At 71.3% G+C, this 24,713-nt stretch carries 25 protein-coding genes and 1 pseudogene; 12 read left to right on the top strand and 14 right to left on the bottom strand.

The genetic code is table 11. The features are described from left to right. Positions 1-2: 2 nt before the first annotated feature. From AB0B94_RS10315 to AB0B94_RS10300, 4 genes are all read right to left on the bottom strand, one after another. Positions 3-356, bottom strand: a complete 354-nt coding sequence (locus AB0B94_RS10315) for a YciI family protein (protein WP_357271122.1) — start codon at positions 354-356, stop codon at positions 3-5. Positions 357-395: 39 nt separating this feature from the next. Next, on the bottom strand, positions 396-809 hold the full coding sequence (locus AB0B94_RS10310) for a DUF6069 family protein (protein ID WP_357271118.1): 414 nt from the start codon (positions 807-809) through the stop codon (positions 396-398). Positions 810-1,559: 750 nt separating this feature from the next. Beyond that, positions 1,560-1,907, bottom strand: a complete 348-nt coding sequence (locus tag AB0B94_RS10305; protein ID WP_357271115.1) for a hypothetical protein — start codon at positions 1,905-1,907, stop codon at positions 1,560-1,562. A gap of 209 nt (positions 1,908-2,116) precedes the next feature. Continuing rightward, complete coding sequence (locus AB0B94_RS10300) at positions 2,117-2,431, bottom strand: L-rhamnose mutarotase (RefSeq protein ID WP_238669573.1); 315 nt, start codon at positions 2,429-2,431, stop codon at positions 2,117-2,119. Between the two features lie 165 nt (positions 2,432-2,596). On the opposite strand from AB0B94_RS10300, the gene AB0B94_RS10295 reads away from it, so the two are divergent. The 8 genes from AB0B94_RS10295 to AB0B94_RS10260 all read left to right on the top strand — a co-directional run bounded on the left by AB0B94_RS10295 (position 2,597) and on the right by AB0B94_RS10260 (position 10,767). Beyond that, the gene (locus AB0B94_RS10295; RefSeq protein WP_357271111.1) at positions 2,597-3,277 is read left to right on the top strand and encodes a response regulator transcription factor; all 681 of its coding nucleotides are present in this window, start codon (positions 2,597-2,599) and stop codon (positions 3,275-3,277) included. A gap of 11 nt (positions 3,278-3,288) precedes the next feature. Continuing rightward, positions 3,289-4,758 carry a HAMP domain-containing sensor histidine kinase gene (locus AB0B94_RS10290; protein ID WP_357271108.1) on the top strand — a complete coding sequence of 490 codons (1,470 nt, stop codon included), beginning with the start codon at positions 3,289-3,291 and terminating at the stop codon, positions 4,756-4,758. Then, positions 4,755-5,654: a Gmad2 immunoglobulin-like domain-containing protein gene (locus AB0B94_RS10285; RefSeq protein WP_357271105.1), complete on the top strand. Its 900-nt coding sequence runs from the start codon at positions 4,755-4,757 to the stop codon at positions 5,652-5,654. Before AB0B94_RS10290 ends, AB0B94_RS10285 begins: the two co-directional genes overlap by 4 nt. 376 nt (positions 5,655-6,030) lie before the next feature. Then, positions 6,031-6,213, top strand: coding sequence for a hypothetical protein (locus AB0B94_RS10280; RefSeq protein ID WP_357271102.1), 183 nt, complete (start codon positions 6,031-6,033; stop codon positions 6,211-6,213). Continuing rightward, the gene (locus AB0B94_RS10275) at positions 6,210-7,556 is read left to right on the top strand and encodes a glycosyltransferase (protein ID WP_357271099.1); all 1,347 of its coding nucleotides are present in this window, start codon (positions 6,210-6,212) and stop codon (positions 7,554-7,556) included. The genes AB0B94_RS10280 and AB0B94_RS10275 overlap by 4 nt, the downstream gene beginning before the upstream one ends. Before the next feature lie 151 nt (positions 7,557-7,707). Continuing rightward, a complete protein-coding gene (locus AB0B94_RS10270) occupies positions 7,708-8,337 on the top strand; it encodes a TetR/AcrR family transcriptional regulator (RefSeq protein ID WP_238669568.1) in 630 nt (209 codons plus the stop codon). A 33-nt stretch (positions 8,338-8,370) separates the two neighbouring features. After that, the gene (locus tag AB0B94_RS10265) at positions 8,371-9,864 is read left to right on the top strand and encodes an MFS transporter (protein WP_357271094.1); all 1,494 of its coding nucleotides are present in this window, start codon (positions 8,371-8,373) and stop codon (positions 9,862-9,864) included. Positions 9,865-9,975: 111 nt separating this feature from the next. After that, positions 9,976-10,767 carry a maleylpyruvate isomerase family mycothiol-dependent enzyme gene (locus AB0B94_RS10260; RefSeq protein WP_357271091.1) on the top strand — a complete coding sequence of 264 codons (792 nt, stop codon included), beginning with the start codon at positions 9,976-9,978 and terminating at the stop codon, positions 10,765-10,767. 42 nt (positions 10,768-10,809) lie between these two features. On the opposite strand, the gene AB0B94_RS10255 is transcribed toward AB0B94_RS10260, so the two are convergent. Both AB0B94_RS10255 and AB0B94_RS10250 read right to left on the bottom strand, forming a co-directional pair. Next, positions 10,810-12,009: an RtcB family protein gene (locus AB0B94_RS10255; protein ID WP_357271088.1), complete on the bottom strand. Its 1,200-nt coding sequence runs from the start codon at positions 12,007-12,009 to the stop codon at positions 10,810-10,812. Between the two features lie 127 nt (positions 12,010-12,136). Further along, entirely contained in the window at positions 12,137-12,262 is a 126-nt protein-coding gene (locus tag AB0B94_RS10250) for a hypothetical protein (RefSeq protein ID WP_357271085.1), read from the bottom strand. Positions 12,263-12,503: 241 nt separating this feature from the next. On the opposite strand from AB0B94_RS10250, the gene AB0B94_RS10245 reads away from it, so the two are divergent. Then, on the top strand, positions 12,504-12,626 hold the full coding sequence (locus AB0B94_RS10245) for a hypothetical protein (protein ID WP_357271082.1): 123 nt from the start codon (positions 12,504-12,506) through the stop codon (positions 12,624-12,626). Here the strand turns inward: AB0B94_RS10245 and AB0B94_RS10240 are convergent. Then, on the bottom strand, positions 12,621-13,928 hold the full coding sequence (locus AB0B94_RS10240; protein ID WP_357271079.1) for an RICIN domain-containing protein: 1,308 nt from the start codon (positions 13,926-13,928) through the stop codon (positions 12,621-12,623). The two genes, AB0B94_RS10245 and AB0B94_RS10240, sit on opposite strands and share 6 nt — an antisense overlap. 157 nt (positions 13,929-14,085) lie before the next feature. Between AB0B94_RS10240 and AB0B94_RS10235 the strand changes: the two genes are divergently transcribed. After that, positions 14,086-15,273 carry a spore photoproduct lyase family protein gene (locus AB0B94_RS10235; RefSeq protein WP_357271075.1) on the top strand — a complete coding sequence of 396 codons (1,188 nt, stop codon included), beginning with the start codon at positions 14,086-14,088 and terminating at the stop codon, positions 15,271-15,273. 7 nt (positions 15,274-15,280) lie between these two features. Here AB0B94_RS10235 and AB0B94_RS10230 read toward each other — a convergent pair whose 3' ends face one another. Both AB0B94_RS10230 and AB0B94_RS10225 read right to left on the bottom strand, forming a co-directional pair. Beyond that, positions 15,281-15,787: a DinB family protein gene (locus tag AB0B94_RS10230; protein ID WP_357271071.1), complete on the bottom strand. Its 507-nt coding sequence runs from the start codon at positions 15,785-15,787 to the stop codon at positions 15,281-15,283. Positions 15,788-15,846: 59 nt separating this feature from the next. Continuing rightward, on the bottom strand, positions 15,847-16,695 hold the full coding sequence (locus AB0B94_RS10225; RefSeq protein WP_357271068.1) for a M15 family metallopeptidase: 849 nt from the start codon (positions 16,693-16,695) through the stop codon (positions 15,847-15,849). Between the two features lie 239 nt (positions 16,696-16,934). On the opposite strand from AB0B94_RS10225, the gene AB0B94_RS10220 reads away from it, so the two are divergent. Further along, positions 16,935-17,972 carry a LacI family DNA-binding transcriptional regulator gene (locus tag AB0B94_RS10220; RefSeq protein WP_238669558.1) on the top strand — a complete coding sequence of 346 codons (1,038 nt, stop codon included), beginning with the start codon at positions 16,935-16,937 and terminating at the stop codon, positions 17,970-17,972. Positions 17,973-18,106: 134 nt separating this feature from the next. On the opposite strand, the gene AB0B94_RS10215 is transcribed toward AB0B94_RS10220, so the two are convergent. The 3 genes from AB0B94_RS10215 to AB0B94_RS10205 form a co-directional block, all read right to left on the bottom strand. After that, positions 18,107-18,895 (bottom strand): peptidylprolyl isomerase, encoded by a 789-nt coding sequence (locus AB0B94_RS10215; protein ID WP_357273802.1) that lies wholly within the window; start codon positions 18,893-18,895, stop codon positions 18,107-18,109. 130 nt (positions 18,896-19,025) lie between these two features. Then, positions 19,026-20,234: a D-alanyl-D-alanine carboxypeptidase gene (locus AB0B94_RS10210; RefSeq protein ID WP_357271065.1), complete on the bottom strand. Its 1,209-nt coding sequence runs from the start codon at positions 20,232-20,234 to the stop codon at positions 19,026-19,028. 47 nt (positions 20,235-20,281) lie between these two features. Then, positions 20,282-21,010 carry a MerR family transcriptional regulator gene (locus AB0B94_RS10205; protein WP_357271062.1) on the bottom strand — a complete coding sequence of 243 codons (729 nt, stop codon included), beginning with the start codon at positions 21,008-21,010 and terminating at the stop codon, positions 20,282-20,284. Positions 21,011-21,176: 166 nt separating this feature from the next. Here AB0B94_RS10205 and AB0B94_RS10200 point away from each other — a divergent pair, with 166 nt between their 5' ends. After that, positions 21,177-23,471 (top strand): excinuclease ABC subunit UvrA, encoded by a 2,295-nt coding sequence (locus AB0B94_RS10200; RefSeq protein WP_357271059.1) that lies wholly within the window; start codon positions 21,177-21,179, stop codon positions 23,469-23,471. Positions 23,472-23,681: 210 nt separating this feature from the next. Here the strand turns inward: AB0B94_RS10200 and AB0B94_RS10195 are convergent, their stop codons facing one another. Together AB0B94_RS10195 and AB0B94_RS10190 are read right to left on the bottom strand one after the other, a co-directional pair. Continuing rightward, positions 23,682-24,101, bottom strand: a complete 420-nt coding sequence (locus AB0B94_RS10195) for a protein-tyrosine phosphatase family protein (protein ID WP_357271056.1) — start codon at positions 24,099-24,101, stop codon at positions 23,682-23,684. A 411-nt stretch (positions 24,102-24,512) separates the two neighbouring features. Then, a pseudogene (locus AB0B94_RS10190) lies at positions 24,513-24,713 on the bottom strand (hypothetical protein); the annotation flags it as partial.

Here is a 24,713-nt window from a genome sequence, read left to right as displayed (position 1 = left end):
GGTCAGGCCTGGGACAGGTCGTCGAAGGGACGCACCTCGACCGGGCCGCAGGCGGCCGCGCACCTCTCGGCCCAGGCCAGCGCCGCGTCCAGGTCCGCGCACCTGATGACCCAGAACCCGGCGATGTGCTCCTTCGTCTCGGCGAACGGCCCATCGCTCATGGCGGTGACGCCGTTCTCGACCCGGACGACAGTGGCGCTGTCCGGCGAGGTGAGTCCCCCGCCGAAGACCCAGGCGCCCGTGGCCTGCATGTCGTCGTTGATCCGGCCGGTCTCGGTGAACATGGTCTGCGTCTCCTCGTCGGACGGCGTCGGCGCGCCCTCGACGAAGTGCACGGACAGCAGGTACTGCTTCATGACGTTCCTCCGGTAGCTCGATGGTGGGTTGGGCTCAGGTCAGGCGGCCAGGCGGCGCGCGATGGCGGGGATCACGATCGTGGCAGCGACCAGGTGGGTGAGCATCAGCAGCGCCTTGGTGGCCATCCCGGCGTCGGCGATCACGTCCGGCACCAGGGACAGTGCCGTCAGCACCACCGTCGTGCGGACGAACGTGAGCCGGGGGCGTCGGGCGAAACGCGCCAGCACCCCGGCGATGATTACGCCGATCAGCGAGAAGACGGCGGTCAGCACGCCGAAGCCCGTGACGGGGATCGGGGCACCGCCCAGCTCAAGGCTGATCCCGGCCAGGTGCCCGACGGCGGCGACGGCCATGGTGGCGACGCTCGCCGCGACAGTGGCGGCGACACCGGTCCGGATCAGCGCACCGACGTTCGACGTGGCGGCGCGGCTCGTGTTCGCAGTGGCGGTCATCGTGCCCTCCAGTGAGTGTGCGGCCCGTTGCGATGCCGGGCTCTCACCACTGCTACGAACTGAACGGATCCCAATCGACAGCACTACCAGAATTTTTCTGGACCTGTTTCGACGTCGGCGCGAGACGACGGCATCGTGGGACACGGCGGACCAGCCCGACCACCGATTCTCGCAGCTCGGCTGCCCGGCGTCCCACGGCACGCTGGCCGCGCTGCCGGCCTGATCAGTGGGGGCGGTGGACGAACAGGGCCCAGAGAAGTGGGACGGCAGCAACCGGCGCCACGCAAAGGGCGCCGATGCGCACCCACTGCGGCAGGGCGGCTCTGAGGGCCAGGACAATGGCGGCTGTGCCGTAGCCGCCCGCCAGCAACGCGGTCGGGAGCAACGCCAACGGCTCGGGTCCGCAGTCTGAGGGATCCGGCACGAATGGGGGCCGGCAAGGCTCGGACGGAGCGATGCTCGTGACAAGCGCCAGTCCCGACAGGCACATGATCGGCAGTAGCGGGACCGCCAACAGCGCGAGCGCGACAGCTACTCCGACGCTGGTGCGCTGCGGCGTCGGCCCGCGCTCGCGCCGGTCGGCACCGCCCCTGCTCCCACCGTCGGTCACTGTCGCTTCCCGTGATGCCGGGGTGATCCGTCGTCACACCGGACCACTCGGATCCAATCTCGACACCCGCATCGTAGTGCGGTCCCCCAGACCACGGCAGTGGCCGATCACGCAGCGGGTGGCGTGAGTGGTACGACCTGTCAGCTGGCCCGGTAGCTGAGGAAGAGGCCCTCGGGCCAGCTGTGGAAGTTGTTGAGTTCGTACCCCGGGCCGCTGCAGTCGGGGGTCCGGTAGCCGGGGACGCTGTGGAAGCCGCCGCTCCAGGGGAACGCCCAGGTCGCCTCGGCGGGGAGTGGACGGCAGACGCCATCGGGCGTGGCCTGCCTGCCGACCACTTCGGTCGGGTAGCTGGAGTAGAAGACCAGGCCGTTGTCGGGGCTCTGGACCGGCTCTCCAGCAGCCGCTGGCGATGTCGGAAGCGTCACGGTCAGCGTGGTGATCAGTGCGGCGGCGAGACCCGCGGCGATCCGGTCAGCGACTTCGCGCATGAGTGTCCTCCCGGGACGACATCGATCGATTCCCATCGATGCTCCGCCCGGAAGGTTTAGGTGTCAAGTAAAAGACATAACCGGCCGCCCCGCGCCGGAACGATTCGTCAGACCCTCCTCGCCCCGCCGATCATGGAGTTGTGGTGGGTGACAAAGCGACCGCCAGCCCTCACAACGGGCACCACAACTCCATGATCGGCGCCGTCAACCTAGGCTTCGTCGGCCAGGTGCCAGACCTCGCGCATCGGGGCCCACCAGTCACCCGAGCCGGGCTCGGCGATCGACTCCTGACACGGGTCGGTCAGCTTCCACCACTCCTGCGTCTGCGGGTCCGCCGCGATCAGCCGCGAGTCGGCCTCGTAGTCGTCGCCGACGTACTCGTAGTAGCCGAAGAGCAGATCGTCGTGGAGGAAGATGGTGTAGTTGCGGAAGTTCGCCTCGCGCAGCGTCTTCTCCACGCTCGGCCAGACGGCGGCGTGCAACCGCAGGTAGGTCTCCCGCTGCTCGGGGCGGAGTCGAATCACGCAGCCATGACGTTTCACGTCGTGCCCTTTCGTGTGAGCCGGTTCAGGGGTGCCGAAGGCACCCGACGGTAGCGGTCAGGCGGTGCCCGGAGGGGGCCAGCCGGTCGCCGATGTCGGCCGTTCCGCCAGGACTACGCACTGTGGCGCCGGGTCTACCCTCGGGTGATGGAGGGCCGCGTGTTGGTGGTCGAGGACGACTTCTCGATCCGGGAGGTCACCGCCCTCGGTCTGCGTCGCGCCGGGTTCCGGGTCGAGACCGCTGTAGACGGGCGGCAGGCCCTGGCCGCGTTCCGCGCCCACCCGGTCGACCTCATCGTGCTCGACCTCATGCTGCCGGGCCTGGACGGCCTGGAGGTCTGCCGGGAGATCCGGCGGAGCAGCCAGGTGCCGATCCTGATGCTGACCGCGCGCACCGACACCATCGACGTGGTGGTCGGGCTGGAGTGCGGCGCGGACGACTATCTGCGCAAGCCCTTCGACCTGCCCGAGCTGGTGGCCCGGGTTCGCGCGGTGCTGCGCAGGGTCAGCCTGCCGGCCCCCTCGACAGTCATCGAGGTCGGCGCTCTGGTGATCGACCCGGACGGCTTCGTGGTGCGCCGGCACGGCCAGGAGGTGGCGCTCACCGCCACCGAGTTCCGCCTCCTGCTGGAGCTGGCCCGCCGGCCCGGTCAGGTCTTCACCCGGGAGTTGCTGCTGGACCTGGTCTGGAACCACGACTTCCTCGGTGACTCCCGACTTGTCGACGTGGCGGTGCAGCGGCTACGCGCGAAGGTCGAGGACGACCCGGCGCAGCCACGGCTGATCCGGACCGTGCGCGGCGCCGGTTACAAACTGTCGACGGGCTGACAGGGGCGGCGATGGCCGGACGCGCAGTGTTCCCCGGGCGCCTGCGGCGCCGGCTGACTATCGCGTTCGTCCTGGTGGCCGGCGTCTCGGCCGGGCTGCTCGCCGGCGGGACCGGGCTGCTGCTGCGGCAGTCCTGGTTGGACGCGTCGCTGCACGAGGCCGCCGCCGACGCCCGCTACCAGCTCGTTCTCGCTGGGCAGTTCCTGCCGCTGACCGAGCAGCGCAGCACCGAACTGCTCACCAGCTTCGAGGCCAGCGGTCGGCACGTGCTGCTCGTCGACGGCCCGACTCGCGCCTCGCATCCCGCGTACGCCCCGGTGCTGGGCACCCGGTTGCGGGCCGACGTCGCGCACGGGCGGCTCGGCTATCAGCGCTCCGCGCCGAAGGAGCGCCCTCGACTGCTGGTGATCGGTGGGCGCATCCCCGGCTCGACCGCCGAGCTGTACGTCCTCACCGTGGAGGACGACGTCGCCACCGACCTGGGTCAGCTCCGCACCGCGCTGGTGGCCGGCTGGGCGCTGGTGGTGCTGCTCGCCGCCGCCGTGGGTCACACACTGGCCCGCCGCACGCTGGAGCCGGTGGGCCGGGCCAGCCGCGCCGCCCGAGCACTCACCGAGGGCCTGCTCGCCACCCGTCTGCCGGTTCGCGGGCGCGACGAGTTCAGCGTCTGGGCGGCGACGTTCAACGAGATGGCCGAGGCCCTGGAGTCGAAGATCGCCGCACTGTCGGCCGCACAGGCCCGCGAGCGACGGTTCACCGCCGACGTCGCGCACGAGCTGCGTACCCCGGTGACCGCGTTGGTGGCGGCGGCGTCGCTGCTGCGCGAGCACCTCGACCAGCTGCCCGACGACGCCCGGCCGGCGGCCCGGCTGCTGGTCGGCGACGTGGTCCGGCTGCGCCGGCTGGTCGAGGACCTGATGGAGATCTCCCGGCTGGATGCCGGGCGGGAGCGGCTGGACGTCGAGTCGGTCGACGCGTTGGGGCTGCTGCACGGCATCGTCGCGGCGCGCGGCTGGTCGCCGCGGGTGCGGGTCACCGGTGATCCGGTAGCGGCGCGCACCGACAGGCGTCGGCTGGAGCGCGTGCTGGCCAACCTGGTCGCCAACGCGATCGAGCACGGCGGTGGCGAGATCACGGCCAGCGTGGCGCGCTCCGGTCCCCTTGTCGTCTTCGAGGTGACCGACGAGGGGCCGGGCATCCCGGCCGAACATCTGCCCCGAGTGTTCGACCGGTTCCACCAGGTCGATCGGTCCCGCTCCGCGCCGGGCAGTGGGCTCGGGCTGGCCATCGCGCGGGAGCACGCCGAGCTGCTCGGCGGCGCGCTGAGCGTGCGCAGCGAACCGGGCGAGGGCACCCGGTTCCGGCTGGAGCTGCCCGCTGGCGCTCCCGCCGGCCCGCACGGCGACCCGCCGCACCGGGACGACCGCGCCCACGCACGGCCGGTTGCGCGTACCACCGGCACGCCGGGCGGTGCGGGGTGACCGGCCGCGGCGCGGCCGGGCTGGGCGCATCGGCGCTGGTCGCGGCGCTCCTGCTCGGCGGCTGCGGCACTCCCCGCTCCGGTGACCTCGGCCTGGCGCCCACCGCGCCACCGCCGAGCGTCGCATCCACCGACCGCCCGGAACCCACCCCACCCCGGGCCGCGGCACCAACGTCACCGCCCACGAACCGGCCGTCGGGTCCGTCGACGGCGGCGTCCGCCGGCACGCGCCGGCCGGACCCGGTGACCATCGAGCTGTGGTACGTCCGCGACGGGCTGCTCGTGCCGACCCGGCGTACCCGGCCAGCCACCGTCGCCACGTCCCGGCTGGCGCTCACCGAACTGGCCGCTGGGCCGAGCCCGGCCGAGGCCGCCACCGGGATGATCACACTGCTTCCGGCCGGCGTCGCTGTCACCCGCATCGCCGACGGCGTGGCGACGCTGCGGCTGCCGTCCGTCGGCGACCCGGCCACCCGGCGGCTGCGCGAGGGGCAGGTGGTGTGGACGCTCACCCAGTTCCCCAGTGTGCGTCAGGTCCGCCTCGACGGCGCGGCCCCGGTGGACCGGGCGGACTACGCCGACCTGCTGCCACCGATCGTGGTCACCGGCCCGATCCCCGGCGAGCGCGTCTTTACCCCGCTCGTCGTCACCGGCACGGCCAGCGTGTTCGAGGCCACTGTGAGCGTCCGGGTGCTGGACGCCGCCGGCCGGGAGGTGGCCACCGGTTTCGGCACCGCCAGTTGCGGCAGCGGCTGCCGGGGCGGCTACCGGGTTTTGGTCGGCTGGCGCCCGGTCCGCGAACAGCGGGGCACCGTCGAGGTGTACGAGGTGTCCGCCGAGAACGGCGCGCGGATCAACACGGTGGCGGTTCCGGTGGTCCTCGCACCCCGCGACTGACCGCCTCGCCCGAGGGTGTTAACCCGATGCGTCATCCGTTTGTCGACAGCGACGTGCTGCCCTGACGTCTACCCGACAGAGCAGATCCTCGCCGACATTCCCCGGCCTGACCCGGCCGTGCGGTGAAAGCGCAGGCCAGGTGCCGTGGAGCCGGGAGGACATCTCCGACACGCCGGCAGCGGGAAGGTTCCTCGGGCCGGGCCGGACGACCGTTCACGTGACCTTCGAGATTGACCTGGACAAACTTGTTTGCGAACGTGAGCGCGTCATTGCGCAGAGTCATATTCGCAGTTCAGCAGCGTGAAGGCCGGGCCACATCGGCGTCGTACCGGTCGCCGCTACAGCCTCACCATCCTTCGAAGAGCGGAGATACATCATGTCCGGTGGCAGCCTTCCCCGTACCGGTATGGGCGTTGTCACGATCGGCGGCGCGGCCGGTATCGGCAGCTACGCCCTCCCCCTGCCGCTCACCATCGCCCTCACCGGCGCGACAGCCGTCCTCATCGGCTTCGTCATGATCCGGATGACGTTCCGTCGTAAGCAGTCGGTCGGCCAGTGACCGCCAGCGTCACCAGAGGTCGTGTCCTGTTCGCCGCGGCGGTCGTCCTGGCCGCCGCGGCGGCGTGGACCGCCCATCACGTCCTCGCCGTGATCGGCGCCATCGACGGAGGCGGTCACCGCTTCACCTTCGCGTACGCCGCCATGTTCCTGCTGCTGATCTGGCAGCTCGGCACCTCCTATCTGGAGAAGCCCGCAGTGGTCACCGACCGGATGCAGGGGCACCTCGACGCTCTGCACGTGGTGGCTGTCGTGCCGGCGTACAACGAGGATCCGGGCGCGCTGCGGGCCTGCCTCGAATCCATGATCTTCCAAACACGTAAACCAAACACCATCTACGTGGTGGACGACGGGTCGAAGCTGACCGAGGGCTACCAGCCGATCAAGCGGTGGTTTCTCGACGTCGCCCCCGTACACGGGATCATCGCCGCCTGGCACATCCAACCCAACGCCGGCAAACGGCACGCCCAGGCGGCCGCGGTGCGGTCGACCCCGGCAGCCGACGTCTACTGGACGGTGGACTCGGACACCATCTCGGACCCGAACGCCCTCAGGGAGTTGTTGAAGCCCTTCGCCGATCCGGCGGTGCAGTCTGTGGCCGGGGTGGTGATGGCAGCGAACGTGCGCAGCAGCTTCCTCACCCGGTTCACTGACCTGTGGCTGGTGACCGGGCAGCTCACCGACCGGTCTTCGCTGTCGGTGTTCGGGTGTGTGTGGGTGAACTCGGGCCCGATCGCCGCCTACCGCGCGGAGGTGGTTCGCGACAACCTCGGCGCGTATCTGACGGAGACGTTCTTCGGTCAGCGGGTGCCCTTCTCCGACGACTCCCTGCTCACCCTCTTCGCGATGGTCCGGGGACGTACCGTGCAGCAGCCGTCGGCGTTCGCGTTCTCCCTCATGCCGGAGAACGCCGGGCACTTCTGCCGAATGTTCCTGCGCTGGATGCGCGGCAGCTTCATCAGGACCTGGTGGCGGGTCCGGTACCTGTCGTTGCGGTCGATCGCGTGGTGGCTGCACCTGCTGCGCTGGGCGGCCACCGTGGTCGCGACGGTGCTGTTCGTGGCAGTGGCGATCCTGTCGCCGATCATCGACCCCGATCCGCGGGCGATTCCGTGGCTGGTGGCCGTGCCATTGATCGTCGGGTACGGGCAGGCGCTCCGCTACATGACGGTACGACGATCGGACCAGTCGACGGCCTACCAGTGGGGCACCTGGCTCCTCACGCCCGTCGCCGTGGTGTTCGCCCTGGTGGTGCTCCGGGCGATCCGCTGGTACGGCATCGCCACCTGCTGGCGCACGGGCTGGGGCACCCGAAAGAAGGTGGAAGTGGCGCTGGGTTCCTGACCACGCGACTCGTACCGATCCTGCCACCTGGGCTGACACTGCGTGAAACGTGACCGTTTCGCCGGCCCAGTGCGAGGCAACTCACGAAACCCTGCACGATCAGCCAACCGCGAACTAGGGTCAGTACGACATCGTTTCGCGGGGGGTCGGGATGCTGGGTGGTCAGCAGGTGGGCGCGGGTGCCGGGGTGCCGGCAGCCCGGGCTCCGCGCTGCACCGACAACGACCTGTTCACAGTCGTCATCGACACCCTGCGCGAGGTCGGCTTCGACCGGATGACCATCGACGCCGTCGCCGCCCGCGCCCACGTCAGCAAGGCCACCATCTACCGACGCTGGGACGGCAAGGCCGAGCTGGTCGTCGCCGCCCTGCGCGAGCGGCAGGTGGGCGTACACAACCCGCCCGACACCGGCTCCCTCCGCGGGGACCTGATCGAGTTGCTGCGGGCCACGGCCGCGATCTGCACTGCCGACTGCGACCTCATGCAGGCGTTGACCTTCGCCATGCGGACCAACCCCGAGCTGGAACGCCTGGTGCGTCACCAGGTGCTGCCGGCCGGGCGGGTGGCAAGCACCGCCATCCTGGTCCGCGCCGCCGCCCGCGGGGAGATCCCGCCGGAGGCCGGCGAACGGGAGCTGTTCCACGATCTGGCGCCCGCGCTCACCATGTCCCGCATCGTCGCGCACGGCCTACCCGCCGATGACGCGTTCCTCACCCAGGTCGTCGACCAGGTGCTGATCCCGGTACTCCGCTATCAGCACGACCGTCCGTCGCCGGCCTGATTCACCGATATTCGCAACACGGAAGGCTTCACCATGCCCGGAACCACCTCGACCGCGCCCGGCGCGCCCAACGCCGGGGCGTCGACAGGCGCACCGCACCCGCGGCGCTGGATCGCGCTGGCGGTCATCGCGGTCTCACAGCTGATGGTCGTCCTGGACGCCACCATCGTGAACATCGCGCTGCCGCAGGCCCAGGCGGACCTGGGGATCACCGACGCGAACCGGCAGTGGGTGATCACCGCCTACACGCTGGCCTTCGGTGGTCTGCTGCTGCTCGGCGGTCGCATCGCCGACTACTGGGGGCGCAAGCGCACCTTCATCGTCGGCATGACCGGTTTCGCGCTCGCCTCCGCCCTGGGCGGTCTGGCCACCACCGGTGAGATGCTCTTCGCCGCCCGCGCGTTGCAGGGCGCCTTCGGCGCGCTGCTCGCCCCGGCCGCGCTGGCACTGCTCACCGTCCTGTTCACCGAGGCCACCGAGCGGGCCAAGGCCTTCGCGGTGTACGGCGCGATCGCCGGCGGCGGGTCGGCGGTCGGTCTGCTGCTCGGCGGTGTGCTCACCGAGTACGCCGACTGGCGCTGGTGCCTGCTGGTCAACATCCCGGTCGCCGCCATCGCCATCGCCTTCGCGCTGCCGCTGGTGCCGGAGAGCCGGGCGCACGGCAACACCCGCTACGACGTACCCGGTGCGATAGTGGTGACCGCCGGCCTGGTCTCCCTGGTCTACGGCTTCACCAAGGCCGCCGAGGACGGCTGGGACGCCACAGCGACGCTCGGTTTCATCGCCGCGGGCGTGGTGCTGCTCGCCGCCTTCGTGGTGATCGAGCTGCGCTCCAGCCACCCGCTGCTGCCACTGCGGATCGTGCTGGACCGCAACCGGGGCGGGGCGTTCCTCACCTCGACGCTGATCGGCGCCGGCCTGTTCGGGGCGTTCCTCTTCCTGACCTTCTACTTCCAGGTGGTGTTGCAGTACAAGCCCCTCGAAGCTGGTCTCGCGTCCCTGCCGGTCACCGCAGGTGTGCTGATCGCCGCTGGTGGTGCCAGCCAGCTGATGCCCCGCCTGGGTGCCAAGCCGCTGATGGTCGCCGGCTCGGTGCTCGCCGCCGTGGGCATGCTGGTGCTGACGCAGATCGACGTGGACACCTCGTTCCTCACCCACCTGCTGCCCGCGCAGGTCGTCCTGGGCCTGGGGCTGGGCTTCACCTTCGTCCCGCTGTCCAGCCTCGCCCTGGTCGGGGTGCCGGAGCACGACGCCGGCGCGGCCAGCGCGACGCTCAACGCCACCCAGCAGATCGGTGGCTCGCTCGGCACCGCGCTGCTGAACACCTTCTACACCAGCGCGGTCGCCGCCTATCTGGTCGGTCGGGCGCCGAACCCGGTCAACCAGGTCGAGGCGCTGGTGCACGGCTACCGGGTGGCCTTCGCCTGGGGCGCGGCGTTGATCGTGCTCGCCGGACTGGCCACCCTGGTGCTGGTGAAGGTCCGCAAGGAGGACATCCCGACCGGCAGCACGGTGCACATGGGCTGAGCCTGACCGACGTGGCCGCCGGCCGGAACTCGCCCGACACCGGGGCGGGCCGGCCGGTGGCCACGTCCGGTAACGTCCCGACCATCGTCGAAAATCCGTTTGAGGAGACCCATGTCGACCCCTGCTGACCAGATCATCACAGCTCTGCGGGCGGGCCACGAGGAGCTCGCCGCGCTCGTACGGGACCTCAAGGAGGACGACCTGCTCCGGCCGTCGGGGGCCAGCGAGTGGCAGGTTTCCCAGGTGCTGAGCCACCTGGGCAGCGGCGCCGAGATCAACCTGGCGACGCTGGACGCCGCCCGTTCCGGCGCGCCCGGTCCGGACGGGGACTTCAACCGTGGCGTCTGGGCACGCTGGGACGCGATGTCCCCGGCCGAGCACGCCGCCGGCTTCCTCGCCACCAACGAACGGCTGGTCGAGGCGTACGAGGCGCTGGACGCCGACACCCGGGCCTCGATGCGGATCGACCTCGGCTTCCTGCCGGAGCCGGTCGACGTGGCCACCGCGGCCCGGTTCCGGCTCAGCGAGTTCGCCCTGCACCAGTGGGACGCCGAGGTGGCGTTCAACAGGTTCGCGGCGGTGACGCCGGGTGCGGTGGCGCTGCTGCTCGACCAGATCGGCGGCATGCTGGCCTGGACCAGCCGACCCCAGGAGCTGGCCGGCCGGGAAGCCACAGTGCTGGTCCGGCTGCACGCCCCCGAGCGGACGTTCGGGCTGCGGCTGGGCGAGCAGGTCGAGATCGTCGACGCGCCGGAGCGTCCCGACGGGGAGCTGGTGGCCCCGGCCGAGGCGTGGCTGCGGCTGGCCACCGGACGGCTGGGCCCGCAGCACACCCCCGACGGGGTGCAGGTGACCGGCTCGGTGACCCTCGACGACCTGCGCCGAGTCTTCGTGGGCTTCTGACCAGCTGCCGTGCGGGCCGGTCTCCCCGGTCCGCACGGCAGGTCAGCCCTTCACGCAGACCACCTGCTTGAGGTGCGCGACCACCTCGACCAGGTCCTCCTGCTGGGCCATCACCTCAGTGATGTCCTTGTACGCGCCGGGGATCTCGTCGACCACCCCGGCGTCCTTGCGGCACTCCACCCCGGCGGTCTGCGCGGCCAGATCGTCAGTGCTGAACGTCCGCTTGGCCTGCGCCCGGGACATCCGACGCCCCGCCCCGTGCGACGCCGAGCAGTACGCGTCCGGGTTCCCCCGCCCCCGCACGATGTACGACCCGGTGCCCATCGACCCGGGGATGATGCCCAGGTCACCCCGGCCGGCCCGGATGGCGCCCTTGCGGGTCACCAGCACGTCCACCCCGTCGTAGCTCTCCTCGGAGACGTAGTTGTGGTGGCAGCTGATCGGCTCGTCGTAGCCGACCTGCGGGAAGTGCTCACGCACCACGCCGCAGAGCAGGGCCAGCATGACCGCCCGGTTGCGCCGCGCGTACTCCTGCGCCCACCACAGATCCCGCCGGTACGCGTCCATCTCCGGCGTCCCGGCGAGGAACACGGCCAAATCCCGGTCCGGAAGGTCGGCGTTGTGCGGCAGCCCCCGGGCCACCCCGATGTGCCGCTCGGCCAGCTCCTTGCCGATGTTGCGGGACCCGGAGTGCAGCATCAGCCAGACCCGCCCCTCGTCGGCGCCGCCCTGCTCCAGGCAGACCTCGATGAAGTGGTTACCCCCGCCGAGGGTGCCGATCTGCCGCTGCGCCCGCGTCTCCAGCTGCGCCACCCGCCGGTCCAGGCCGGCGAACCGGCCCCAGAAGTCGTCCCAGCCGGCCTGCTCCAGGCCCCGGATCCGACGGGTGTCTACCGAGTCCTTGCGCTGGGCGAAGCCGACCGGGATGGTGGCCTCGATCGCGGAGCGCAGCCCGGCCAGGTCGTCCGGCAGGTCGGCGGCGGTCAGCGAGGTACGGACCGCCGACATCCCGCAGCCGATGTCGACGCCGACCGCGGCCGGCGAGACGGCCTGCCGCATCGCGATCACCGAGCCGACAGTGGCGCCCTTGCCGAAGTGCACGTCGGGCATGACGGCGACACCCTGCACCCACTGCAGCGCGCCGATGTTGCGCAGCTGCTTGGCGGCCTGCGGCTCGATGGCGTACGGGTCGGTCCAGACCCGGACCGGTGCCCGGGTACCGGCGAGAGGGGTGAATCCCATAGTGGTCTCCTTCTGTCGTGCGGTGACCGTTAATGATCATATTTGGCGGCCAGCGGCGGTGCGCGGATACGAAAGAGCCGCCCGATCCCGGTGGGATGGGCGGCCGGCGGACGCGTCAGCGTCGGCGTCAGTCGCGCCACCCCGGCTCGTCGCGCCGCGATGGGCAGTAGGCACGGGTGTCGGCGGTCAACCGCACAGGGGTGCCGGCGAAGAGCAGGCACCAGCGGGCGTCGGTGCGGACGCTTCGCGACATGGCGTACTCCCTCCGGGTTGCTCGGTTCACTGTGCACCGACGACAGTAGGATTGCGGCGGCGCGTCCGCAATGGATATCCCCGCGCACGGTCGACGAACCGCCGGCACGCTGTCGTAGGGCACACTCACGGGCACGGGTCCGCTGGAGGCGATCGACGAGCGGGCCTGCCTGCTGCACACCGGCGGCGAGTCGCTGGGCAGTCTTGCCGCTCTCCTCGGCACCCTGGCTGTCGACTTCGACGTGCTCGACCCGCCGGAGCTGCTCACCGTCGTCCGGGACGTCGCCGCCCGGTTCGCTCGCGCCGCAGCCGCGCCGGGGCGAGTCGCTGTTCACCCCGGCGCGGACGTGGCAGTGGAGCTATGACTGCGGCACCAGCCGGAACGACTGCGCCGCGGTGCCGTTGCAGGTGTACTGGATGAGCTGGACGCTGTCCGCCGTGGACGCGCCCGGCACGTCGAGACACTTGCCGCTGGAGCGGTTGACCAGGCGGTAGTAGCCGCCGCTCTCGGGCTCGGCCCGCCACTGCTGGTTGTTGCCGCCGCTGTAGGACCAGAGCTGGATCGGCGCCGAGTCGGCCGTCGACCGGTCCTTCACGTCGAGCACTTGGGCGCTGTTGTTGCGGTTGTTGACCCGTAGGTACCCGCCGCTGGTCGGCGCGAACTGGTACTGCTGGGCGGTGCTGCTGTTGCACGCGTACTGCTGGATCGCGGTGCCGTTCGCGCTGGCGGCGGCGCGGGCGTCCACGCACTTGCCACTGGCCCGGTTGACAGCCGTGTGCCAGGCGGTCGGCGAGATGCCGTCGGACGGCGGGGGCGTGGTCGGTGGGACGGTGCCGACGCCGGCGAGCCAGTGCAGCCCGTCGATCAGCAGCTGGTTCTGTTGGGCGCTGTCGAAGGTCGACGACAGCCCGGTGTTGGTGCTGTAGTTCATCGCGTTGTGGCCGAAGTTGGCGTAGAGCATCTTGTACTGCCGGTTGCTCCAGACGAGCGGGTAGTAGCCGCCGTACCAGGACTGGTTGGGATCGGTGCCGACCGGGAAGCTGGACGGGTCGACCGACGCGAGGATGTCGATGTTGGGGTTCTGCCGCAGGTCGTTGCTCCAGGAGTACCACTCGCTGATCGACGACGGGAACGTCGCCGGCAGGTTCCGGGTGGCGGCGTGGGTGCGGTTGTCGGCGCGCATCGTGACCCGGGTGGGTCCCCAGGTGTTCGTCTGGAACGCGCCGGTGCCGAGGAAGGTGTTGTAGTACCAGCTCCAGCTCGACGGGTTGTCGGTCCACGCGCTGACGTGGAAGCCCAACCACGCTCCGCCGTTCTGCATGTACTGCTGGAACGCGGCGCGTTGCCCGGTGGGCGGCGCGTCGTCGAGGAACATGACGACCTTGTACTGGGCCAGGTTGGCGGTGTTCAGCAGGCTCCAGTTGTTGGTGGCCTCCCAGGAGAAGCCGTACTGGGCGGCGGCCTGCGGGAACCAGGCCCGGGCGTCCTTGACAAAGTCGATGTGTGCGGCGTCCCAGGTGCCGTTGTAGAAGGCCAGGACCTTGAACGTCGGCGCGGCCTGCGCACTGCGCGAGGCGCTGACAGCGACACCGGCGGTCACGGCGACGACCAGGGCGACGAACAACGACAGGATCCGTCTGGTACGGGAGGAGAGTTCTGCGATCACCTGATCGTCCCTTCGGTGGGGACGCGCGCCGCCGCGTCGAGGTACATCTGTTCACAAGGTTTACAGATAGACGAAAGGTTATTCCTCTGACCTGATCGCGTCAATCGCCGATCGCCCGAACGGGTGGGATTCCTACGACAACGGGTACCCCCGCCGGATGACCAGCCCGGACGCCGTCGACGTCGACAGGCCGCTCGCCGTGGACGTGCCCGCCGCGCCGCACGACGCCAGCGGCGAACAGGTGCCGATCCGCGACCTGGCCGGCCTCGCGCCGCCGGCCCGGTCGGCGCGCCGCTGGACCCCGAGCCGGGTGGTGGCCACCCCCGCAGCGCTCGACCACCCGCACGGCCAACGGATCGTCGAACGGGTGCGGGCACTCGGCATCGAGGTGGAACACCTGCGCGCCAACCGGCTCACCGGGGTACGCGGGCAGACCGACCGGGAGACCTACGCGCGGGCCAAGTCGACAATGGCGATCGTGGTGAGCCCACCCTCGCGGCGGGTCCTGCAACCCATCGCGCCCAGCGCGGACTGGCGGGTCGACCTGGCCGAGGGCTGCCCGGCGCACTGTCAGTACTGCTACCTCGCCGGATCCCTGTCCGGCCCACCGGTGACCCGGGTGTACGCCGACCTCGACGACATCCTCGCCGGGCTGGCCGCGTACGCCGGGCGCGGCACGGTGACCAGCCGCAACGCGCGGCGCGCCGACGAGGGCACCACCTTCGAGGCGTCCTGCTACACCGACCCGCTCGCCCTGGAGCACCTGACCGGCAGTTGGCGGCGCGCGGTTCAGCACTTCGCCGACTGGGACGCCCCCGTGCAGTTGCGCTGGACCACCAAGTACGCCGACGTGGACACCTTCGTCGGCCTGCCGCACGCAGGCCGGACCCGGGTCCGCTTCAGCGTCAACTGCGCCCCGGTCAGCCAACGGTTCGAGGGCGGCACCGCCCGGGTGCCGGACCGGCTGGCCGCGCTGCGTCGGCTCGCCCTCGACGGCTACCCGGTCGGGCTGACCATCGCGCCGATCATCGCGCTGCCCGACTGGCGGGAGCACTACGGCGACCTGCTCGACCAGGTCCGCGCGGCGGTCGACGGAGTGCCGGATGTGGACCTGACCGCCGAGCTGATCACCCACCGGTTCACGCCGGGCAGCAAGGAGGTGCTGCTCGGCTGGTACCCGCGCACCCGGCTGGAGATGGACGAGGAGTCCCGCACCCGCAAGCACGGCAAGTTCGGCGCGGTGAAGTACGTCTACCCCCGCGAACAGATGACCGAGCTGCGCGACTGGTTCACCGCCGAGCTGACCGCCCGCGTCCCGGCCTGCCGGATCCTCTACTGGACCTGACCCCGGGCTAGACGCCGACGGCGCCGTCGATGCCTTCGCGGAGAAGATCGGCGTGGCCGTTGTGTCGGGCGTACTCGTGGATCAGGTGCAGCATCACCAGCCGCAGTGACACGGTCTCGCCGGAGCGGGCGTTGCGGCCGGTCACGTCGAGCGACGCGGCGGCCCGCTCGATCCGGCGGGCGTGCGCGACCTCACGCTCCCAGGCGTCGAACGCCTCGGCCCGGGTGGCCGAGCTGGCGTCGTACGCCTGCTGGAAGTCGCCGGTCTGCGACCACACCAGCGGGATGTCCTCGCCGTCGATGACCCGCCGGAACCAGGCGCGCTCCACCTCGGCCATGTGTCGCACCAGGCCGAGCAGGGACAGGGTGGAGGGCGGCATCGACTGCCGGCGCAGGTCCCCGTCGGAGAGACCCTCGCACTTGAGGGCCAGCGTGGCGCGGTGGAAGTCGAGGAACGCGCGCAGCGTCTCCCGCTCGTCGCCGGTAACCGGGGGGCCGATCCGTTCGGTGGTCATTGAAACGATCATTCCGGACGGCCTCGGCGGCGGCTGGGCCGGGCCGCCCGCTGCGCGGGTCAGCCGACCGAGGAACGGTCGACCGGGGCGGCGAAGAACGTGTCCGGGTACGGCTCGTCGCGCAGGCTGTAGTGCCACCACTCGCGGTCGTAGTTGACGAACCCGGCGTCGGTCATCAACCGTTGCAACAAGCGACGGTTGTCCCGCGCCGTCCCGGTGATGCGGGGGTCGGCGGTGTGCGCCCGGGGGTCGAAACAGTCGAAGCCCGTACCCATGTCGATGCTGTTGTCAGCGAAGCGCTGCCCGCGCGGCGCGGTGCAGGCGAGCAGCGGTTGGCCGACCCGGTACGGAGGTTGGCTGGCGGCGGGCTCGTCGACCAGAGTCAGGTCCAGGGTGCTGCCGCGGCTGTGCGCGGTGGGAGCGCCGATGTACCCGTCGGCGAAGAGCCGGTTCTTGGCCAGGTCCGGGTAGAACTCGGCCTTCGTCTGCTGCTCGTCGGGGCGTTTCGACCAGGCGACGAAGTCGTCCACCGCCGGTTGCGGGCGGTAGCAGTCGTACACCTTGAGGCTGTGCCCGCCGGCCAGCGCGGCGTCCTGTACGCGGCGCAACGCCTCGGCCGCCTGCCGGGTGAGCAGGCACAGCGGCTGGCGATAGCCGGTGACCGGCCGGCCGACGAAGTTGTGCGGTGTGGCGTACCGGATGTCGGCGTGGATGCGCGGGTCGAGGTCGGTCAGCACCACGAACCCCGGCAGCGGGGCTGCCACGGAGGTGGACGGGGTCGGCGCGGGTGGGGGTGTGGGGCTCGCCGGCGTCGGCTGTGCCGTGGCCGGCGCGGGGCGGGGCTCCGGCCGCGAGCAGCCGCCGAGCAGCGCGGCGAGCGCGAGCACGACGGCCAGGCGGTAGCGCACGAGTCCTGTCTATCAGCCCACCAACTGTCACCATCCCAATATCCATGTGGTCCACCAACCGAAAGTAACCGGAAAAACTCCGGAACTTTTCCGCAACTCAAGCGAAGCTTCGATCGGCCTGGCATGTCGTCAACCCCCATCGGTGAGGCAAGATGACGCGTGGAACGGGCACGCCGTTTCGGGACACACGGTGGGCGACGCCTGGTGGTCGTTCCTCCGGCTCGGTGAAGGAGACGCGGGTGGGCGCGGACGACGGACGCAGGGTGACCATCACCGCGATCGCACGGGAGGCCGGGGTGTCGGTGCCGACCGTGTCACGGGTGCTCAACGGTCGCTCCGATGTGGCCCCGGACACCCGCGAGCGGGTCGAGGAATTGTTGCGCCACCACGGCTACCGGCGTCGCACCAGCCGCAGCGTTCGCCGTGCCGGTCTCGTCGACCTGGTCTTCAACGACCTGGACAGCCCCTGGGCCGTGGAGATCATCCGGGGCGTGGAGGATGTCGGGCACGGGGCGGGCGTCGGCACTGTGGTCTCCGCGATCCACCGGCAGCCCACGGCGGCCCGGCAGTGGTTGCAGAACCTCCGCACCAGGGCCACCGACGGCGTCATCTTCGTGACCTCGCACCTGAGCCCGCCGCTGCACGCGCAGCTGCGTCGCCTCAACGTGCCGGTGGTGGTCGTGGACCCGGCCGGCGTGCCGGCCATGGACGTGCCGACCATCGGTGCCACCAACTGGGCCGGCGGACTCGCCGCGACCGAACACCTCCTCGCGATCGGGCACCGGCGTATCGGTTTCGTCGCCGGGCCGACGCACCTGCTGTGCAGCAGGGCCCGGCTCGACGGTTACCGGGCCGGCCTGGAGGCGGCCGGGGTGCCGGTGGACGACGCGCTGATCTACCCGGGCGACTTCTACCACGCCTCCGGGTTCGCCGGCGGGACCGCGCTGCTCGACCTCGCCGACCCGCCGACCGGCATCTTCGCCTCCAGCGACCAGATGGCCTTCGGTGTCTACGAGGCCATCCGGCGTCGCGGGCTGCGGGTGCCGGACGACGTGAGCGTGGTCGGGTTCGACGACCTGCCGGAAGCCCGCTGGGCCTCGCCGCCGCTGACCACAGTGCGCCAGCCGTTGGTCGAGATGGGACGGTTGGCGGCCCGGACCGTGCTGCGCCTGGCCCAGGGCGAGGGCATCGACTCGCCCCGGGTGGAACTCGCCACCGAGATGGTCGTCCGGGACAGCACCGCCGCCCCGCTGACCGGGTCGCCTGCCTCGGCGTGATGGCCGGAACTGCGTCGGAAACCGGTTGGACCGGTTCCGGTCCGTTCCCGAAAATTCCGGCAAGGCCGTGCCCGACCGGACGTCACCCCGGCCGGCGCGGTGAGCGACCGACTGTCACCCACCGCGCCGCACGGTCAGTGGTGATGGTGCCAGCGGACGGCCTTGCGGATGGTCACCGGCAGGGCGGGCGCCCCGTCGACAGGCGCCGGGTCCTCGGCGGTCGGCGCCACTCCCCCGGCGGCGATCCGGTCCAGCGTGGCCAGGCCGGCCCGGTCGACCTCGCCGAAGATCGTGTAGTTGGGGCGCAGCGCGGAGTTGGCGTAGACCAGGAAGAACTGGCTGCCGTTGGTGTCCGGCCCGGCGTTGGCCATGGCCAGCACGCCACGGGCGTACACCCGGCGCTCCCCGGTCGGGTCGGTGGGCGCGGGCGGCAGGTCGGTCGGCAACTCGTCGCGGTACCGGTAGCCAGGGCCGCCCTCACCGGTGCCGGACGGGTCACCGCACTGCAGCACGCTCAGCGTCGGGTACGCGGTGAGCCGGTGGCACGGGGTGCGGTCGTAGAACCGCTTGCTCACCAGGTGCAGGAAGCTCTGCACCGTGCACGGCGCCGCGGCTCGATCCAGTGTCAACCCGATGGGCCCGTGGTTGGTCGCCAGTGTCACCCGGACGCTGCCCCGGGCCGGGGTGCGTCGCGGGTCGGGCGGTAGCGCAACCGGCCGGGCCGCGGGTTCGTCAGGGGCCTCGGTGTAGGCGCACGGACCGTGGGTGCTGCGCGGTGGTCGGGTGGTGGCGTCGGCAGCGGCGTTCGGCGCGGCGGAGAGGCGCACGCTGTCGGCCGACGGGCCCGGGGCGGCGAGCGCGGTGGCGGACGAGCCGACGGCCAGCGCCCCGGCGAGCACTGTCACCCCCGCGAGGCGGGTCAGGGCGCGCACCGGCCGGCGGGGTGCCGCCACTGCGGGGCGCGGTTCGAGTTCACTCGACACAGGGATCCTCCTGGACTGGTGGTGCCAGAAAGACCGGAGTCTATGGAGGGCAGCGCCAGATGTCGATCCGTCAGGGCATCCGGCGGCGACGCCGCCACAGCAGGCCGCCGGAGAACGCCACCACCGTCGCGCCGCTCACCGCGGTCACCGACCAGAGCCACCCCGAGCCGGTACGCGCGGGCCCGCTGGCCGCCGCCGGTCGGGGCGCGCCGGGTGCCGCCAGCGCGGACGGCGCCGCCGACGGCTTGGCGGTCAGCTCGCCGGGCTCGACCAGTCGACCCACGGCGGCGTCCCCCGGCAGCGTGAAGCCCCAGTCCAGGAGGGCGGCGCCCTGCTCCCAGCCGCGCACCGGCGTCGATTCGGCGCCCAGCAGGGTCACCACGAGTCGCCGCCCGCCGCGTTCCGCCGCCCCCACGTAGGTGTGCCGGGCCAGGTCGGTGAAGCCGGTCTTGCCCCCGAGCGCCCCCGGGTACCGGTAGATGAGCTGGTTCTCGTTCTGGATCTCGAAGCCCTTGGTGCGTTGCGCCGGCTGGGGCGGAATCGACGTCTGCTCGGTCAGCGCGTACCGGCGGAAGGTCGGCTGGGCGAAGCAGGCCCGGGCGATCAACGCCAGGTCGTACGCGCTGGTGAACTGCCCCTTGCCGTCCAGCCCGGACGGGGTGACAGCGTGCGTCTGGAGCGCGCCGAGGTGGTGCGCGTGCTCGTTCATGGCGCGCACGCCGGCGGCGCTGTCCATCCCGCTGCCGAGTCGCGCGAGGGCGTTGGCGGCTTCGTTGCCGGAGTTGAGCAGCAACCCCAGCCAGATGGTCTCGATGGTGTACCGGCCGCCCGCGACCAGGCCCACGGCCGAGGAGCCGGGTTCGATGTTCATGTCCGCGTCGGTGACGGCGACCGTCTGCTTCGGGTCGAGCTTGGGCAGCATCGTGGCCGCCAGCAGGAGCTTCTGCACGCTCGCCGGCGTGCCGTACTCGTGGGGGCCGCAGCCGCCGAGCACCTGGCCGCTGTCCAGGTCGGCGACCAGCCACGACGCGGCGGTGACCCTCGGCGGCGCGGCGACCCCGGCCGGCACGACCAGGCCGGCAGTGTCCAGCGCCGCGCCGCCGATCATCCGTTGCTCACCGACGGCGGGTGGGGGCGAGGGCCGGGGTGGGCGGGACGCCGCCGGGGCCGGGACCCGGGGGCAGCGCACCGTCGGCGCGGCGGACGCTCCCGTCGCACCGACCGGCACGGGAGCGAGCAGGACGGCGGACGTCGTGGCCGCCAGCAGCGCAGCTCTCATGTGCCCGACCCTAGTCAGGAAGATCGCCCGGCGGGACGGGATGCCGGTCAACTCGCGTCGCCGCGAGCGCGCAGGTAGTCGTGCAGCGCGGCGGTGCCCCGCAGCCGGCGCAGGCTGCGGGTGTGCAGCTCCTGCTCGCGGCGGCCCAGCTCGGCGCGGACCCGCTGGGCGCTGCCGGTGGTCCGCAGCTCGCCCAGCACCGCGGCGATGATCTCGAACGGGTACGCGCCCCGGCGCAGCAACGCGATGACCTGCGCCGCACGTAGCTCCGCCTCGTCGTACACCCGGTAGTTGGTGCCCTGGGTGCGGCCCGGCCGCAGCAGCTCGCGCTCCTCCCACAGCCGCAGCTGCGAGGTCCGGACCCCGACCAGGGCGGCGACCTCGCCGATGCGCACGCCGTGGCGTGGCGCGGGTCGGGCCACCGGTGGGCTGGCCAGCACGGTCTCGAAGGCGCCGAGCACCCGGCGAATCTCGGCGCGTTCCCGGTCCAGCTCGGCATGGCCGCCGTCGAGCGCCGCCAGCGCCGCCGGCAGGTCACCCGCGTGCACCGCCGCCATGATCTCCCGGGTACGGCTCCAGCCGTGCCCCTCGGCCAACCGCCGCGCCACTGTCAGCGCGCGGGCGTGCTCGGCGGTGAAGATCCGGTAGCCGCTGGCAGTGCGGCGCACCGGCGGCAGCACCCCCAACTCGACGTAGTTGCGCACCTGCTGCACCGAGATCCCGACGGTGGCCGCCAGGTCCACGGCGCGCAGCCGATCTTTCGCGGCGACGTCCACGCGAGCCACCGTACCGCTTACGACGTGATTTGAGACTTTCCCGGACGTAGCGCCACAGCCTGCGCTTGATTCTCGGCGAAAGGCTCTACATGGGGATGAATGAGACAATGGAACCCGCCAGTGCTCGGCGGGGCGAGGTCCCGCCACGATTCTGTGAAGGGTCCGTATGTCGCAGCCAGCATGGTCCGCCGCCGACAGCCACGACATGATCGAGGTACGCGGGGCGCGGGAGAACAATCTCGCCGACGTCTCGGTCGACATCCCCAAACGCCGGTTGACCGTCTTCACAGGTGTCTCCGGGTCGGGCAAGTCGTCGCTGGTCTTCGGCACCATCGCCGCCGAGTCCCAGCGCATGATCAACGAGACCTACAGCGCGTTCCTCCAGTCGTTCATGCCGAACCTCAGCCGGCCGGACGTCGACTCGCTGCGCAACCTCAGCGCCGCCATCGTCGTCGACCAGGAGCGGATGGGGGTCAACTCCCGCTCCACGGTCGGCACCGCCACCGACGCGTACGCCATGCTGCGGATCCTCTACAGCCGGCTCGGCCAGCCGTCCATCGGCGGCGCCGGGGCGTTCAGCTTCAACCTGCCCGAGGGCATGTGCCCCACCTGCGAGGGGCTGGGCCGGGTCTCCGACCTCGACGTCAACGAGCTGGTCGACGTCGAGCGTTCCCTCAACGACGGCGCGATCACGGTGCCCAACTTCGCTGTCGACTCCTGGTACTGGCAGACCATCGTCGGCTCCGGCCTGTTCGACCCGGACGTCAAACTTCAGGACTTCACCCCGCAACAGTGGGAGGACTTCCTGCACAAGCCGGCCACCAAGATCAAGGTTGGCGGCAACAACTGGACGTACGAAGGGCTGGCGGTCAAGGTCAAGCGGCTCCTCCTGAGCAAGGACCGCGAGTCGATGCAACAGCACATCCGCGCCTTCGTCGACCGGGCGGTCACCTTCACCAGCTGCGGCGACTGCGGCGGCACCCGACTCAACGCGGCGGCCCTGTCGTCACGGATCGCCGGGCTCAACATCGCCGACTGCTCAGCCATGCAGATCAGCGACCTGGCCGCGTTCGTCCGTACCGTCGACGACCCGGGGGCCGCGCCGCTCGTCGCCAACCTTCGCGACCTGCTGGACTCCCTGGTCGAGATCGGTCTGGGCTACCTCAGTCTGGACCGCGAGTCGGCGACCCTCTCCGGCGGCGAGGCGCAACGGGTGAAGATGGTCCGGCACCTCGGCTCCAGCCTCTCCGACGTCACCTACGTCTTCGACGAACCCACAGTCGGCCTGCACCCGCACGACATCGCCCGGATGAACGACCTGCTGCTGCGGCTGCGCGACAAGGGCAACACCGTGCTGGTGGTGGAACACAAACCGGAGACCATCGCCATCGCCGACCACGTGGTCGACCTCGGACCGGGCGCCGGCACCGACGGAGGCCGGATCTGTTTCACCGGCGACATCCCCGGCCTGCGCCGCTCCGACACGCTCACCGGGCGGCACCTGGACCACCGGGCGACGGTGCGCGAGGCGGTACGCCAACCCACCGGGCAGCTCGCCATCCGCCAGGCCGACCTGCACAACCTGCACAACGTCGACGTGGACATCCCGCTCGGGGTCCTCACCGTGGTCACCGGCGTGGCCGGCTCCGGCAAGAGTTCACTGATCCACGGTTCGCTGCGCGGCCGGTCCGGGGTCGTCATCGTCGACCAGTCCGCGATCCGTGGCTCACGACGCAGCAACCCGGCCACCTACAGCGGGCTGCTCGACCCGATCCGCACCGCCTTCGCCAAGGCCAACGGGGTCAAGGCCGCACTGTTCAGCGCCAACTCCGAGGGCGCCTGCCCGACCTGCAAGGGAATCGGGCTCATCTACACCGACCTGGCGATGATGGCTGGCGTCGCCAGCGTCTGCGAACGATGCGAGGGGCGGCGCTTCACCGACGAGGTGCTGACGTACACGCTGCGCGGCAAGAACATCAGCGAGGTGCTGGCCATGTCGGTCACCGAGGCGTACGCGTTCTTTCCCAGCGGGGCGGCGCACCTCATCCTCGGCCGGTTGGTCGACGTCGGGCTGGGCTACCTCAGCCTCGGCCAACCACTGACCACCCTGTCCGGCGGGGAGCGGCAACGACTCAAGCTCGCCATCCACCTTGCCGAGAAGACCACCACGTACGTCCTGGACGAACCGACAACGGGCCTGCACCTGGCCGACGTGGATCAACTCCTGGCCCTGCTCGACCGCATGGTCGACGCCGGAAACACCGTGATCGTCATCGAGCACCACCAGGCGGTCATGGCACACGCCGACTGGCTCATCGACCTCGGCCCCGGCGCCGGCCACGACGGCGGCCGCGTCGTCTTCACCGGCACACCGGCCGAACTGGTCGCCACCGGCGACACCCTCACCGCCAAGCACCTCCGCGAGTACGTCAACGACCCGGCGGTGATCGGCCAGGGCTGACAGACACCGCCGCCCCGCTACCGGCCGGAGCACGGCGGCGACGGGTGCCGGCACCAGTGGCTGCGGTCCGGCGGCGCCGGCGGCGGTCGGCTGGCGTGGCGTCACGGGCAGTTGGCACAGCAGCGCTCCGGTCGCAGCGGGTTGAGCGGCGGCGGTTGAGCGGCGGCGGTTCGGTCGCGGCGGGTTGCGCGGCGGCGCTCGGCGGCGGTGTCAGGTGACGCGGCGCAGCCAGCGCCGCTGCCAGGGGGTTTCCACCGCCTTCGGGTGGTAGCCGGCCCGAACCCACGGCACCGCCCGCTCGACCGGCAGACCGTCGAGGATCGTCAGAGCGGCCAGGGCCGTTCCGGTACGACCCACCCCACCCCGACAGGCCACCTCGACACGTTCACCGTCGTGGGCCCGTCGCAGCGCCTCCCGTAGGACGTCAAGGGCTTCGGCGCGGTCGAGCGGCACCCAGAAATCGGGCCACCGGATCCGCCGGTGCGGCCAGGCTGGCTCCGGACCAGGTGCCAGCAGCACGGCGAAGTCGGCGGGCGAGGTCGCGGCAGCGACGCGGCGTCCGCGCACCGTCGCCCCACTGGGGAGTACGAGTACACCAGACTGCTCGGACCACGGCTGCGCGTCAGTCATCCGGACATTGTGCCGCGACGTTCCGACGGAGGAGCACAGACAGCGCCGCCCCCGGCTGGTGGGCCGGGGGCGGCGCTGGTGTCGGTGTGCAGGTCGCCTCTCGGCGAGTGGCACGACGCGGCTCCAGCCGAACGGTATTCCGCGAGGGCGATATTAGGTGAGGCCCGGGGACACTGAGTCACACCGACACTGTCCACAACCAGCCCGCCCCCCGCGTTGTTCCGCAATCCGCCGAACCGTCCCGCGTTACCTCGCTGCACCGCCGGTCGCCTCACGACCACGACACCCGCTCCCGGCGGCGAAACCAGCGAGCAGGTGCCTGCCGCACGGGAACGGAAATGCCGCTGGCCGGCACCCCGGTTGCGGGTGCCGGCCAGCGGTCGGTGTCGTGCGCTGGTGCTGTTGTACGGGTCAGCTGTTCCAGTACTGGCCAACCAGGTCGGCGGCCTGCTGCTCCCACTGGGCGTAAGCGTCCGGGTAGGCCGACACCTGCACCGTCTGCGCGGCGTCGGTCAGCGGCATGTCCTGCCACCCGTCGACCTGCTTCAAACCCTTGAGGAACGCCGTCGTCGCGTACTGCGGGTCGGTGATCTGCTCCGGGGTGCCCCAACC

The sequence above is a fragment of the Micromonospora sp. NPDC048986 genome, assembly GCF_040649335.1.
Lineage (GTDB): Bacteria > Actinomycetota > Actinomycetes > Mycobacteriales > Micromonosporaceae > Micromonospora > Micromonospora alfalfae.
The sequence above is the reverse complement of the archived record's forward strand: the minus strand, read 5'-3'. Positions and strand labels throughout refer to the sequence as shown.